The organism is Nocardia sp. CA-151230 (assembly GCF_050942175.1).
Lineage (GTDB): Bacteria > Actinomycetota > Actinomycetes > Mycobacteriales > Mycobacteriaceae > Nocardia.
Window position 1 is genome coordinate 8,172,131 of record NZ_CP192061.1, and the last position, 12,942, is coordinate 8,185,072.

Annotated in this window: 14 protein-coding genes; 8 read left to right on the forward strand and 6 right to left on the reverse strand. The window is 66.8% G+C overall.

All coding sequences use genetic code 11. From position 1 onward, the window contains the following. Positions 1 to 23 precede the first annotated feature (23 nt). The 5 genes from ACQP1O_RS38440 to ACQP1O_RS38460 form a co-directional block, all read right to left on the reverse strand. A complete protein-coding gene (locus ACQP1O_RS38440; RefSeq protein WP_433563215.1) occupies positions 24 to 761 on the reverse strand; it encodes a 3-keto-5-aminohexanoate cleavage protein in 738 nt (245 codons plus the stop codon). Then, on the reverse strand, positions 721 to 1,710 hold the full coding sequence (locus ACQP1O_RS38445) for a replication-relaxation family protein (RefSeq protein ID WP_433563216.1): 990 nt from the start codon (positions 1,708 to 1,710) through the stop codon (positions 721 to 723). Before ACQP1O_RS38445 ends, ACQP1O_RS38440 begins: the two co-directional genes overlap by 41 nt. Positions 1,711 to 2,205: 495 nt before the next feature. Then, a complete protein-coding gene (locus tag ACQP1O_RS38450; RefSeq protein WP_433563217.1) occupies positions 2,206 to 3,486 on the reverse strand; it encodes an ATP-binding protein in 1,281 nt (426 codons plus the stop codon). Positions 3,487 to 3,789: 303 nt separating this feature from the next. Continuing rightward, on the reverse strand, positions 3,790 to 4,086 hold the full coding sequence (locus ACQP1O_RS38455) for a tyrosine-type recombinase/integrase (RefSeq protein WP_433567933.1): 297 nt from the start codon (positions 4,084 to 4,086) through the stop codon (positions 3,790 to 3,792). After that, on the reverse strand, positions 4,056 to 4,226 hold the full coding sequence (locus ACQP1O_RS38460) for a hypothetical protein (protein ID WP_433568024.1): 171 nt from the start codon (positions 4,224 to 4,226) through the stop codon (positions 4,056 to 4,058). Before ACQP1O_RS38460 ends, ACQP1O_RS38455 begins: the two co-directional genes overlap by 31 nt. 86 nt (positions 4,227 to 4,312) lie before the next feature. Between ACQP1O_RS38460 and ACQP1O_RS38465 the strand changes: the two genes are divergently transcribed. The 4 genes from ACQP1O_RS38465 (at position 4,313) to ACQP1O_RS38480 (ending at position 7,459) form a co-directional block, all read left to right on the forward strand. Next, positions 4,313 to 5,449: an NAD(P)/FAD-dependent oxidoreductase gene (locus ACQP1O_RS38465; RefSeq protein WP_433563218.1), complete on the forward strand. Its 1,137-nt coding sequence runs from the start codon at positions 4,313 to 4,315 to the stop codon at positions 5,447 to 5,449. Positions 5,450 to 5,680: 231 nt separating this feature from the next. Next, a complete protein-coding gene (locus ACQP1O_RS38470; RefSeq protein WP_433563219.1) occupies positions 5,681 to 5,881 on the forward strand; it encodes an FAD-dependent oxidoreductase in 201 nt (66 codons plus the stop codon). Positions 5,882 to 6,227: 346 nt separating this feature from the next. Further along, positions 6,228 to 6,680, forward strand: a complete 453-nt coding sequence (locus ACQP1O_RS38475) for a TY-Chap domain-containing protein (protein WP_433563220.1) — start codon at positions 6,228 to 6,230, stop codon at positions 6,678 to 6,680. Continuing rightward, a complete protein-coding gene (locus ACQP1O_RS38480; protein WP_433563221.1) occupies positions 6,677 to 7,459 on the forward strand; it encodes a DUF6301 family protein in 783 nt (260 codons plus the stop codon). The genes ACQP1O_RS38475 and ACQP1O_RS38480 overlap by 4 nt, the downstream gene beginning before the upstream one ends. 153 nt (positions 7,460 to 7,612) lie before the next feature. On the opposite strand, the gene ACQP1O_RS38485 is transcribed toward ACQP1O_RS38480, so the two are convergent. Next, positions 7,613 to 8,848 carry a lipase family protein gene (locus ACQP1O_RS38485; protein ID WP_433563222.1) on the reverse strand — a complete coding sequence of 412 codons (1,236 nt, stop codon included), beginning with the start codon at positions 8,846 to 8,848 and terminating at the stop codon, positions 7,613 to 7,615. A 164-nt stretch (positions 8,849 to 9,012) separates the two neighbouring features. Here ACQP1O_RS38485 and ACQP1O_RS38490 point away from each other — a divergent pair, with 164 nt between their 5' ends. The 4 genes from ACQP1O_RS38490 to ACQP1O_RS38505 are packed head-to-tail and all read left to right on the forward strand — an operon-like array spanning position 9,013 to position 12,926. Beyond that, the gene (locus ACQP1O_RS38490) at positions 9,013 to 10,197 is read left to right on the forward strand and encodes a 4-hydroxybenzoate 3-monooxygenase (protein WP_433563223.1); all 1,185 of its coding nucleotides are present in this window, start codon (positions 9,013 to 9,015) and stop codon (positions 10,195 to 10,197) included. After that, complete coding sequence (locus ACQP1O_RS38495; protein WP_433563224.1) at positions 10,190 to 11,005, forward strand: CoA transferase subunit A; 816 nt, start codon at positions 10,190 to 10,192, stop codon at positions 11,003 to 11,005. Before ACQP1O_RS38490 ends, ACQP1O_RS38495 begins: the two co-directional genes overlap by 8 nt. Next, positions 11,002 to 11,754 (forward strand): CoA-transferase subunit beta, encoded by a 753-nt coding sequence (locus tag ACQP1O_RS38500; protein WP_433563225.1) that lies wholly within the window; start codon positions 11,002 to 11,004, stop codon positions 11,752 to 11,754. The genes ACQP1O_RS38495 and ACQP1O_RS38500 overlap by 4 nt, the downstream gene beginning before the upstream one ends. Beyond that, positions 11,751 to 12,926, forward strand: a complete 1,176-nt coding sequence (locus ACQP1O_RS38505) for a thiolase family protein (protein ID WP_433563226.1) — start codon at positions 11,751 to 11,753, stop codon at positions 12,924 to 12,926. Before ACQP1O_RS38500 ends, ACQP1O_RS38505 begins: the two co-directional genes overlap by 4 nt. Positions 12,927 to 12,942 lie beyond the last annotated feature (16 nt).

Sequence of the window (12,942 nt, forward strand, 5' to 3'; positions counted from 1 at the left end):
TGGTGTTGGGTATGCCTGGATGTTCAGCACTGCGGATCTATTTGCGCTTCGAGGAGTTCTCGCGCGGCGTGGACCAGGGCAGCGTTGTCGCTGGCTACCGAGCCGTTGGGCAGTGTCAGAACGTCTTCGAAACCAATTCGGGTGTCCAGGCCAAGGCGTGCGGCAACCCGCAGGACTGGCCATGCTCCGGCGTTCTCACCGTGCAGCAGTACGGGTGCGGCGAGCTTCCCCTCCAGTTCCTTCACCAAATCCATTGCCGTAAACGCAGCTTGCTCGGGGTCGGTATCCGTGACCTCGGCGAGGACGCGCAGCACCGTGCGCGAATACGGTGACTTGAGGAATCTGTGGATTGCGTCGGTGCCGGAGTAGATTCCGGCCTCGATAGCGATGCCGCGGTCCAGCAGCGCTATGGCCACCGCGTCGGCCCCATCCTCATGCCAGTTCACCGAGGCATGGTCGGGCAGCACAGACCAGGATCGGATAAGTTCGGTCCGATGTCTCGGATCGAGGACCGTCCAGGCGCCCGTAGTGACCCCGACCTGGATGTGCTCCGGCACAGCCGCTCGCACCTCGGTGACCGCCGCACCGACCAGCTCAGGTTCCAAACTGTCGCGCCCCTCGGTGTCTTTGGGATGCAGGTGAATATCCTCAGCACCGGCAGCCACCGCTCTCCGCGCCTCGGCAGCCAGCTCCCGGGCCGTCATCGGCAGATCGCGGCATTCACGACGGTCGCGGGCCCCGTTCAAGCAAACCTGCAACATGAGCCGAACTCTGCCAGACCCCACCGACATTGCAATTAGTCGGCGGGCGGGTACTGGACGGCAGATTGCGGCCTGGTGGGGATGAACAGGTCGTGGACCTGCGGGTCGTAGTGGTCGAATGCGGCCTCGCTGTAGGGCTGACCGCTGCTGGGTGGTGCGGGATTCGTGGTCCACGTTCGGGCAGTTCGGCCAATCGGAGCCGATCGGCCACTGTACCGCCGACTTTGGGCGTCCACCGCGCCCAGACCGGTCCCGCCGGGCCGTCTGGGTGGATGAGGTCGCGGGCGGTGCTGGCGATCACCAGGCCCAGGTCACCGCTGCCGAGAACGCGACGCAACGCCGTGTTGAATCCAGTTTCGCGTCGGGCCGAATGCACGGAGAACAACAGGACCCCGAACCGGTCGGTGGGGAATCCTTGATAGTCGGCGAGTTTGGCCGCAAGAGTGCTCAGAGTTTCGGTACCAGTGTCGTATTCGAGGAAGAACCGCACCGCACGTCCATCCTGTTCCCAGCAGCCGTAGCCGTCGGGGCGGATCTGGGGTTCACGCTCGAACGAGGTCCAGAACTGCTCAGCGCATTGGCGTTCCGACCACCACTGCGTCAGACCCTCCACCCGTGCAGTGTCCGGTTGGCGGGCGGTGTTGCGGCGCGCGGCCAGGGCGCAGAAGAACCCGTTGACCCCCAACCGATGCGCCAGCGTCGGCGAACAGGCCAGACGCTCAAGACTCAGCGCGTACGCAGCCGGGGTTGGTGGTTTCTCGGCGCGCTGGGCCGCGATCAGCCGTGCGCCGGGATAGCCGAGGGCGTGGCGGGTTTGGCTGGTGCCACCGCCATAGAGCGATTCACGGAAGGCGAACAGCATGCCCATCTCGCGCAGCTTGGCCAGCCGGTCCTGCGCGCGGCGGATCGAGGTGAACTCCAGGCTGGCGATTTGGTCGGTGGTCAACACCTTGTGTTCGTTCAGAAGTGAGAGAAGGCGACGGTCACGATCGAGCAGACGGAACCACGGGCCGGCATCCGGATGCCCGCCGCAGTGTGCCCTCCGGCCGCCGCGCTGCCTCCCACGCGATGAACCCTCAGTATTGATACTGAGTCGGGATTTCGACACCACCCTCGGATTGTCGTGTTGAGCGGCGCGAATGCTGACACGCTGTTCGGCGTTTGGGGCGGCGTCTATAGGACGCCGAGCGGACGCCGATCCAAACGCACCGCCATCCGCCGCCCCAAACGCGGCCCTGCGATCGTCGTGGCCGGTCATCGGACACCACCGCCCGCGACCGGTCGGGCACCCACGGCCCGGATGATCACTTCTGGCCCGTCGACCAGCACCGCCCGGTTCGTATGCTGGTCCGTCAGGTCCACTCCAGAAACGGCTCGGCGGCAACGTCGGGCCGTTTCTGTCTTTCCGGCGCTGGTCATTCAAGCGAAACTGATTGTCGAGCTTTCAATCTGATTGGCGTTCAGGGTTCGGAACTTCCCAGAGGGCGCTGACGGGCATCGCGAGCATCTTCGGTCCGAAGGGCAGCGTTTGTTGGCCGGTGTGGAGCACGATGCCGGTGAGGAAGTCGTCACCGAGACGTTCGGCGAGGTGGCGGAGGTGGCGGAAGTCGTCCGGTCCCACGGTTGAGGCGGCTTTGACTTCGATGCCGACGACTTCGCCGCGTCGGTTTTCGAGGACGGCGTCGACTTCGACCCCGTCCTTGGTGCGGTAGTGGTACATCTCGACGTCCTCAGCGGACCAGGTGCGCTGGCGCGCGAGTTCCATCAGCACGAACCCCTCGAGCAGAGGACCGAATCGGCCGTTGGGGCGCAGCATGTTACGCACGTCGGCTCCGACGAGATTCGATGCGATGCCGGAGTCGATGAGGGCGACCTTCGGGATCATCGTTGCGCGGTTGCTCAGGTTTCTGGACCATGCCGGTATTCGTTTGATGAGGTAGACCTCTTCGAGCAGCGTCAGATAACGTTTGACCGTCGAGGCTCCGAGTGCGAGGTCGTTGCTGAGCGAGGTGTTCGCGAGCAGTTGGCCGGAGCGGGCCCCGACGAGTTGCAGGAGGGCACGCATCTCGGAGGTGCGCTCGATCTCCGACAGTTGGCGGATGTCACGGGTGATCAAGTCGCCGACATAGGAATCGAAGAACGTCCTCCGCCGCTTGTCGGTGTTTCGCGCGACAGCTTCCGGGAAACCGCCGCGGACGATCCGCTCGGCGTAGTCGGCTCGCGGCACGGTCGTGGTGTGACGCAACGTGTCTCGGTGGGTGAAGACCGCGTCGATGAAGGCATCGGGTGTGCCGTCTATCTCGCCTTGGGAAAAGGGCCACAGCTCAACGGTCTCCATGCGACCGACGAGGGTGTCCGGCAGCGCACGCAGCCCGAGTATGCGTGCCGAGCCCGTCAGCAGGTATCGGCCCGGGCGACCGTCCGCGTCCACTTGCGCCTTGATCGCCAGTAACAGCTCGGGTGCCCGCTGAATCTCGTCCACCACCATCAAGCTCGGCGAGTCGACGAACCCGTCCGGGTCGTTGAGTGCGGCCTGCCTGGTCAGGGCGACGTCGAGGTCGCGCCATTCTGCTTCCCGGCCCTTCGAGACGAGACGGACGAGGGTGCTCTTGCCACATTGCCTCGCTCCATTGACGAGGATGACCCGGGTGTCGGCCAGCGCGTCGGTGACCGCCGTTTCGGCGCGTCGAGGGATGACTGGTCCGCGTCGGGTTTGCATGGTCATTCGCTCCGTTCACCGAGGAAAACGACCGACCACAGTCGCTCTTTCGTGCCTGATCATAGCTGGATTTCCACGAGTAGCTGGTTGATTCGTCGCTACATAGCTGGTTGATTTGTCGCAGTATGACTGGTTGATTTGTCGCACATCATGCGGTTGATTCGTCGTAACTGGCCTGATGGATTGGTCACCCTGTCGTCTGCCCACCGCACGGATCAGGATGCCAGGCCCGTCGACCAGCACCGCGCGGTTCGTATGCTGGTCCGTCAGGTCCACATAACGAAAAACCGCCCATGATCTCTTCCGAGGTCATGGGCGGTTTGCGTTTTCGAAGCTATTTGGATCAGTGATGGTCGGTTCCCGTCCGCAGTACGTCCCGGCTTTGGCAAGTGCGGACCGTGCGGCAGTGTCGAGAGCATCCGCGACGGATTCGGGGTCGTCCGGAAACAGGTCGGCGCTGGTGTCCGGGGTCATCGCAGCGGACTTGTGACCGAGCATGGCCTGCACCGCTTTTGGGTTCGCGCCGGCACCGGTCGCCAGAGATGCGGCCGTGTGCCTGAGATCGTGCGGTCCGACTATCGGGAACGCTCTGCCGTCTTGTAGCAGGTGAGTGCGGCGGCGAGGGTGAGGAAGGTGCGGAAGTGGATGCGCTTGCGCTCGAACCGCAGGTTGAGCCGGTGGTAGCCGATCAGCCACGAGATCGTGCGCTCGATGGCGGTGTTTTCCGAGATGCTGCGACGGTCCAACTAAGTAGCCATTACCAGTCACTACCCCGGGACCGCGGCTTCGGCACGTCCTGTCCATCGTGCATCCTCAGGCGCATACTCGAACGATGCACACCGTTCTGATCCTGGGTGCAGGATTCGGTGGGCTCGAACTGGCCGCCAGCCTGTCCCGGTCCGTGCCGGACGAGGTCCGGGTGACACTCGTCGACCGTGCCGACGGATTCGTATTCGGTTTCTCCAAATTGGACGTGCTGTTCCGGGGCCGCACTGTCGACGACGTACGGATTCCGTACAACACTCTCAACCTTCCGGCCGTGGAGTTCCGGCGCGAAACGGTCACTGCGATCGACCCCGCCAACCGAAAGGTCACCACCGACCGTGGCGGGTACGCGCCGGACACCCTCGTCGTCGCGCTGGGTGCGGAGTACGACTGCGGTGCCACCCCCGGATTCGTCGAGGACGGTCACGAGTACTACTCGCTCGAGGGAGTCCACCGGCTGCGTGAACGCCTGGACGTCTTCACCGGCGGCACCGTCCTGCTATCGATCCTCAGCGTCCCGTTCAAGTGCCCACCGGCACCGTACGAAGGTGCACTGCTGCTCCACGAGGAACTGGTGCGACGCAACCTGCGCAGCGCGACCCGCATGCGACTGATCACCCCGATGGACTCCCCTATCCCGGTGTCCCCCAGCTCCAACACCGCGATCGTCGGCGCACTCGCGGACCGCGACATCGAGTACACGACCGGAACGCGGGTGCGCGCTCTGGACCCGGCCACGCACACCGCGTCGACGCGCGACGGCGACCTCGCCTATGACCTGTTCGTCGGGGTCCCCCGCCACCGGGTTCCGGATGTCGTGCAGGCCTCCGGACTGACGGAGGGCGGGGTGGACGGCTGGATCCATGTCGACGCGGCCACCCTTGCGACCCCGTACCCGGGGGTGTACGCGCTGGGCGACTGTGCGGACGCCCCCGTGCCCCGGGCGGGCGTGTTCGCCGAGACGGCGGCGCGGACCGTCGCGGCGGACATCATCGCCCGCCTGCACGACGGCCCGCGCGGGGGCAGGTACCTGGGACAGGGCACGTGCCACATCGAATTCGGCGGCGGCCTCGTCGGGAAGGTGGAAGCGGACTTCCTGTCCGGCCCGGCCCCGGTGGCTCCGTTCCTCGGACCGTCCGTCGAATTCGCCAGGGAGAAGGCGGAGTTCGCAGCAGACCGTCGGCGGCGCTGGTTCGGGTCGTGAGACGAACGGCCAGTCCCGCCGTTCCACCCGCCTGTCGCCATCAGCAAGGCCAAGACCGGCTATCCCCCTACCATGGGCGGGCGAACAACGACCCTGCGTTCGGGGCGTCCACCCTTCTGTCCGCACCTGCCGACCATCACATCCGCGAAACCGTTTCGATCACAGGCAGTTGAGGACCTCGGCTGCGGCGCGGTGGCCGGACGGACTGCGCCGTCCATGTAGCCGTTCCAGATGTCCGACGAGGGGTACTTTCCGGCCTCCGCGGAGCCGTTGGGCAACGTCCACTGGGCCGGCAGCGAGACCGCGAGCGAACATGCCGGATACATCGAAGGAGCCATCGAATCCGGCGAACGGGTCGCATGCGAACTCGCCGAAATGCTCTCCACCGCAACGGTAAACGGTGACACAACCAGCTCCCCGACCCGTTCGTGACCACAGCCCCGCACGCACGCAAGGAACCGGCATTGGTATCAATAGGCAACAGCGAACGTAACCTGCCCGCGGACATCTCGAAGTTCACCGCCGACACCGAACGAACCACCGACGACGGCCTCGTCGACGATCCGCCCGCTCATCGTCGACACATTCGCAGGAACGGCGGCGGCGATCGGTGCGCCGACCGCTCATATTCCGGGTGAGCGGCCCGAAATACGTTGGGCCGGACCGAAGACCACACTGATGCTGAAGCCATACGGGTCGCGGTGAACCTCGAGCTCTTCACCGACTCCCGCCTGGCCCGGCACGATGGAATCGTGAAGTTTCAAGACCAGGAGCAGTTTTGACAGGCTGGGACGATATCACCGATCGGCTCGCCCGCCAGTTGTCCGTGCTACCAGATGGAGCGGTCGTGAACATTGTCGGACTCAGACCTGGGGGAGTGCCTGTCCAGGCGCAGGTGGCGCAGTTCAGCGATAGCCTCTGGGCGACATTTCAGGGTAGGTCGAGCGCCTACCCCGAGATTGCCTTCGGCATCGATCCCGAACTCATGACCGCTGCCGGCTGGCAGCCGCCCGAAAACAGCGATCATGGCACCAGCTGGTGGATCGAATTGCCGTGGCCGGTGCCCATGATGATCCACCGTCAACTGGCCCACATGATCGTCACCGGATTTCGCGACTTTCACCGGATGCCGGACACGGCCGGCCTGACCTATGACGCCTGGGACTATGAGCCGGGTAGCGGGCCCCTCGAGCTGCCACTGCTGGGCATCCCCGCACAGGAGCGACCATGAATCGTCTGCTGCTCACCCTGACCGGGCGGCTCGACCAACCACAACTCGACGAACTGTGTAAAGCCATGGGCCTGACCGGAATCGGCGCGGTAGCCGACCCGATCGGCACTGTCCTGGGCACCCGCGCGGCCGGCGGTCGGACCCTCGCGATCGCGAAACTCGCCCTTTGGCGAAGCGGCACGAGTGAATGGACGCTCGGGATCGACGAGTGGCTCATGACGCCCGGGCAGGAGTTCGCGGCCTCCCCGGCCGCATGGCGAGGCCTGGCCGAACTCAGCGTCCGCGCGGTCGGACTCACCATCTGTGACCGCTGGGAATTCTCGGATGATCAAACGAGGCCCGAGGCCAACCCGACCTGGCCGAGACTCGAATACGACGAGATCGTGGCGCTGGTGGCGCGGCTGGTCTCGCTCGACCCAACATGGACATCCGATCCCAACTCGATCGCCGGGAAGTTCGGGTGGCAGATCAGCGAATGCGGGCCCGGTGTGTACCAACTCGGCACCGGGCCGGGTACCGCCAAGGGATACCTGTACTGGCGTGACGGCCAGGTCATCGGGGTGGAGATTCCGATTACCATGCCGGTACCCGACAACGACGAGCCGCGACTCGGTTACACCTTCATACTGCTGTCGCCCATCCTCGACGCGGCGCTCGGCCGCTCCGCCGAGCCTCATTCTTCCCGGCGCGATGAAATCGTCTGGGCCAATGATGATCTCCGATTGACGTTGAGTTTGCTGGCGCCCGACATCCGGCTGTTCGCCATCCCGAAACGTTGAATGAAGAGATGCTGCACCACCCCTGCGCCGGCACCGATCTTCGGGATGCAGACGGACCGTTTCGGCGTCACCTGGATTCGTGACGCCGAAACGGTCAGCTACTGAACAAGTTCCGTCACCGTCGGCCGCCCTGGGCGATGGCGGCCGTACGGGTCAGGCGGGGCAGTTGGTGGGGGCGGGTTTGCCGGCGAAGCGGTCGGCGGCCCAGGCGGGGAAGCGGTCCGCGGCGGAGGGGACGACGGTTTCATGGTCTTGGCCGGTGAATTCGTTGTAGTCGACGGCGACGCCGGAGTGGCACAGGGCCGTTCGCTCACGCTGGGTCAGCTCCTTCGGCACGACCGTGTCATCGACGCCCTGGTAGACGGCGAAGGGCATGGTGCCGGCGGGCTGCCAGTCGTCGACGGCGGACATGGCGTTCCACCAGGTGCTGCCGGGGGTCAGGGCGTTGGGCTGATAGGCGTCGCGCAGCGGGGCCGCGGCATCCCAGACGTCGAAGCAGCCATTGGCGAGGACGGGAAGCATTTCCATCGCGTCGGGCTTCAGGAAGTCGCGGTAGAGCAGGTCGGGATATGCGGCCTTGATGCCGGGCAAGGTGGAGATGACATATCCGGCGTTGTCGGGGCCGCTCATCGAGTGCAGGGTGAGGTCGCGGATGCGGACCGCGGGTGCGATGAGCGCGGCGCCGACGCCCTGGAATTCGGGTGCGTAGGAGCGAGCGAGGGATTCCACGCGCATGGTGGTCTGACCGCCCTGCGACCAGCCGTATTCGACGAATCGGTTGGAGGCGTTCAGTTCCGGCAGATTGTGGACGGCGCGCAGCATGTCCAGGGAGGCTCGCGCGTTGACCGCGCCGACCATGTAATAGGACGGGCCCGGCAGGCCCTGGCCCGGGTAGTCGCTCATGGCGACGACGTGGCCGGCCTTCAACATCGCCTCGATGGCCGGGACCCGGGAGTGTTCGCCGTCGGACAGGCTGCGGCGGGATGGCGCGCAGGCGTCGGCCAGGCCGGTGGTCTCGTGATTCCACAGCACCATGTCCCGCGGCTGATCGGAATGCGCTGTGGGCGCGTAGATCTCACCGGAGACGAACTTCTTCACCCCGGGCTGGATCTCCGACACGTAGACGACATTCCAGCCCTGCGTGTCCGCCGGCGCATCGGTACGCGGCTGGATCCAGTAGATGTCGCCGGCCTTGGCGTCCGCGGCGGGCTTGTCCTGCACATCCCAGAATGTGGTGCCCGCCGGTCCGGCCTTCGCGTGCAGTGAGATCGCCTCCGGAGCTGACTTGTCCGAGCCGCACGCGGCCAGGGTGAAGACGGACGCGACGGCCGTGGCCGCCGCCAGGGCCTTGATCGCGGCCGGGGCACAGGCGCGGATGGGGCTCAACATGGGTTCTCCGTGTTTCGTCGTTGAAATCTCGCCATCGGATACTGCCGGGGCAATCACCCGGACGGTCGGTACCTTTTCATTGAATGGAAGTGCCGTAGTGGCACCGAATGCCGCGGACCGATTCTGTGCGTACTTCACCAGCACAGATGAGGAGTTCGGTACAGATGCGAACCCGAGTCGCGATCATCGGATCCGGTCCCGCCGGGCTACTGCTGTCGCAGTTGCTCGATCTGGCGGGCATCGAATCCGTGATCGTCGAACGCCAATCCGCCGACCATGTGAAATCCCGTATCCGCGCGGGCATCCTGGAATCCGCCAGCGTCGACCTGCTGCGGCGGGCCGGCGCCGCGGACCGACTGGATCGGGCCGCGATCGAACACCGCGGCATCTACCTGCAGTGGCCGGGCCGACGGCAGCATCTGGACTTCACCGAGCTTACCGGGCAAGCGGTCTACGTGTACGGCCAGACCGAACTGACCGCCGACCTGATGGCGGTCCGGGAAGAGGCCGGCCAGCTCGCCTTCTACGAGGCGACCGACGTCGCGGTGCACGATGTCGACACCGACCGTCCGTCGATCACCTTCTTCGACGCCACCGGCGCGGCCCGGCGAGTGGAGGCGGAGGTCGTCGTCGGCTGCGACGGGTACCACGGCCCCAGCAAACAGGCGATCCCGGCCGGGCTGCGGCAGACCGTCGAACGCGCCTACCCCTTCGCGTGGCTCGGCGTACTGGCCCAGGTCCCACCGTCCACCGACGAGCTGATCTATGCCTGGCATCCGAACGGATTCGCGCTGCACAGCATGCGATCCGAACAGGTGAGCCGCTTCTACCTGCAGGTCGATCCGAGCGAGCGCATCGAGGACTGGAGCGACGACCGTATCTGGGACGAGCTGTCCGCCCGATTGGCGCTCGACGGCTGGACCCTGCGCACGGGACCGATCCTGGAGAAGAGCGTGCTACCCATGCGCAGCTTCGTCACCACACCGATGCGCCACGGTCGTCTGTTCCTGGCCGGCGACGCCGCCCACATCGTGCCGCCCACCGGGGCCAAGGGCCTGAATCTGGCCATCGCCGACGTGGCCGTGCTGGCCCCCGCGCTCACCGCACTGCTGCGTGACGGTTCGACCGAGCCGGCCGACGCCTACTCCGAGACCGCGCTGCGGCGGGTGTGGCGCAGCACCCACTTCTCCTGGTGGATGACGACCATGCTGCACCGTCACGGCGACGACTTCGACGCCAAGCTCCAGCTCTCCCAGCTGCGCCGGGTCGTCGATTCACCCTCGGCGGCAAGGGAACTCGCCGAGAACTATGCTGGGCTGCCGATCGCCGGAGGCGAGGACCGTGGCTGAATTCGCCGCTCTGCGCGACGCCGTGCGGGACCTGGTGTCCGATGGTGCGACGGTCGCCCTGGAGGGTTTCACCCACCTGATCCCGACGGCGGCCGCACACGAGATCATTCGCCAGCGCCGCCGCGATCTGACGCTGGCGCGGATGACCCCGGACCTGGTGTACGACCAGCTGATCGGCGCGGGATGCGCCCGCAAACTGATCTTCTCCTGGGGCGGCAATCCGGGAGTCGGCTCGCTGCACCGGTTCCGCGACGCGATCCAGCGAGACTGGCCGCGCCCGCTCGAGATCGAGGAGCACAGTCACGCGGGCATGGCCAACCGCTATGTCGCGGGCGCATCCGGACTGCCCTTCGCGGTGCTACGCGGTTACGCCGGAACCGATCTGGCCCGGGTGACCTCGACCATCGCCTTCCTCGACTGCCCGTTCACGGGGGAACGGCTGGCCGCGGTGCCCGCCCTGAATCCGGATGTCACCGTCATCCACGCCCAGCGCGCCGACCGCCACGGCAATGTCCAGCTGTGGGGCCTGCTGGGGGTGCAGAAGGAGGCCGTACTCGCCGCGCGCCGCAGCCTGGTCACCGTCGAGGAGGTGGTCGGCGAACTGACCCCGCTTCCGGGCGCAATCGTGCTGCCGCACTGGGTGATCGACGCCGTCGCCGTAGTGCCCGGCGGTGCCCGGCCCTCGTACGCGCAGGGCTATTACGAGCGCGACAACGACGCCTACGCGGCCTGGGACGCCGTCGGCCGCGACCGGGAATCCTTCTCCGGCTGGCTCGATTCCATTCAGGCCGAGGAGGTTTCACGATGACGATGGAGTACGACGCCGACGAGATGATGACCGTGGCGGCGGCTCGCGCTCTGACCGGCGACCAGCGTGTGTTCGTCGGCATCGGCCTGCCGTCCACGGCGGCGAATCTGGCCCGCCGCACGCACGCGCCGGAGCTGGTGCTGATCTACGAATCCGGCGCGATCGGCGCGAAACCCGGACGGCTGCCCGCGTCCATCGGCGACGGTGTGCTCGCCGACACCGCCGACGCGGTCGTGAGCGTGCCGGAGATGTTCAACTACTGGCTGCAGGCCGGGCGCATCGACATCGGTTTTCTCGGCGCGGCGCAACTGGATCGGTTCGGCAATATCAACACGACCGTGATCGGCGACTACGCCGCCCCCGCCGTGCGACTGCCCGGCGCGGGCGGAGCGCCCGAGATCGCGGCATCCTGCGGCGACGTGCTGGTGGTCATGCGGCAGAACCGGCGCAATTTCGTCGACCGGGTCGACTTCGTCACCTCGGTGGGACACGGCCGTGGTCCGGGCGACCGAGCGGCGCTCGGGCTGCGCGGTGCGGGCCCAACCCTGATCATCACCGATCTCGGTGTGCTGCGACCGGATCCGGACACCCGGGAACTGGTGCTCACCGCCCTGCACCCGGGCGTCACGGTCGACCAGGTGGTCGCGGCGACCGGCTGGCCGCTGCGGGTGGCTGCATCCCTGTCCACCACTCCCCCGCCGACCGACGTGGAACTCACCGCATTGCGCCGGTTGAAGGAGGCCCGATGAATTCGGCTTACCTCCTCGACGGCGTCCGTACCCCCTTCGGCCGCTACGGCGGCGCACTGTCGAGTGTGCGACCCGACGATCTGGCCGCGCACGTGCTGCGAGAGTTGGCCCGGCGCACCGATTTCGATCCCGCGCGGGTCGACGACGTGATCCTCGGCGCTGCCAATCAGGCGGGCGAGGACAACCGCAATGTGGCGAGAATGGCCGCGCTGCTGGCGGATTGGCCGACGACCGTGACGGGGACGACGGTGAACAGGCTGTGCGGCTCCGGGATGGACGCGGTGTTCCAGGCATCGCGGGCCATCGAGGTGGGTGACGCCGCACTCCTGGTCGCGGGCGGCACCGAGTCCATGAGCCGTGCGCCCTGGGTATTGTCCAAGCCCGCCAAGGGTTTTCCGTCCGGGCACGAGACGCTGCACTCCACCACGCTCGGCTGGCGGCTGGTGAATCCGGCCATGCCGGAACGATGGACGGTGTCGCTGGGCGAATCCACCGAGCTGCTGGCCGAGCGCTATGGCATCGACCGCGCCGCGCAGGACGAGTTCGCGGCGCGCAGCCATCGCCGGGCCGCACGCGCCTGGGCGGACGGCTTCTTCGACGACGAGGTGAGCGCGCCCCCGGGCACCGGCCTGACGCGCGACGAACCGGTCCGCGCCGACACCACTGCGGAAAAGCTTGCCGCGCTGCGACCTTCGTTCCGCCGGCAGGGCACCGTCACCGCGGGCAACGCCTCCCCGCTCACCGATGGCGCGGCGGCGCTACTGCTGGCCGATGCCGCCACCGCGGAGCGGCTCGGGCGCGAACCGCTGGCCCGGGTGGCCGGTCGGGGCGCGGCGGGTGTCGACCCCGACCTGTTCGGCATCGGACCGACCCGCGCCGCCGAGATCGCGTTGCGCCGTGCGGGAATCGGCTGGTCCGATCTGTCGGCAGTGGAGTTGAACGAGGCCTTCGCCGCGCAATCGCTGGCCTGCCTGGCCGAATGGCCCGACCTGGATCCGGCCATCGTCAATGTCCATGGCGGGGCCATCGCCCTCGGGCACCCGCTCGGCGCCTCGGGCGCACGCATCGTCACGACCCTGGCGCGCCGCCTGCGGCAGCGTGGCGGCGGCTGGGGCCTGGCCGCCCTCTGCATCGGCGTCGGCCAGGGGCTGGCACTGGTCCTACACGCCTGACAGTTGGGAGTTCTCC

Bases quoted from the DNA above. Each gene is read 5' to 3' on its own strand.
- ACQP1O_RS38480 (WP_433563221.1), top strand. From the start codon at position 6,677: ATGAATCGTCTGCTGCTCACCCTGACCGGGCGGCTCGACCAACCACAA.
- ACQP1O_RS38465 (WP_433563218.1), top strand. From the start codon at position 4,313: ATGCACACCGTTCTGATCCTGGGTGCAGGATTCGGTGGGCTCGAACTG.
- ACQP1O_RS38470 (WP_433563219.1), top strand. From the start codon at position 5,681: ATGTCCGACGAGGGGTACTTTCCGGCCTCCGCGGAGCCGTTGGGCAAC.
- ACQP1O_RS38440 (WP_433563215.1), bottom strand. From the start codon at position 761: ATGTTGCAGGTTTGCTTGAACGGGGCCCGCGACCGTCGTGAATGCCGC.
- ACQP1O_RS38505 (WP_433563226.1), top strand. From the start codon at position 11,751: ATGAATTCGGCTTACCTCCTCGACGGCGTCCGTACCCCCTTCGGCCGC.
- ACQP1O_RS38485 (WP_433563222.1), bottom strand. From the start codon at position 8,848: ATGTTGAGCCCCATCCGCGCCTGTGCCCCGGCCGCGATCAAGGCCCTG.
- ACQP1O_RS38450 (WP_433563217.1), bottom strand. From the start codon at position 3,486: ATGACCATGCAAACCCGACGCGGACCAGTCATCCCTCGACGCGCCGAA.
- ACQP1O_RS38500 (WP_433563225.1), top strand. From the start codon at position 11,002: ATGACGATGGAGTACGACGCCGACGAGATGATGACCGTGGCGGCGGCT.
- ACQP1O_RS38490 (WP_433563223.1), top strand. From the start codon at position 9,013: ATGCGAACCCGAGTCGCGATCATCGGATCCGGTCCCGCCGGGCTACTG.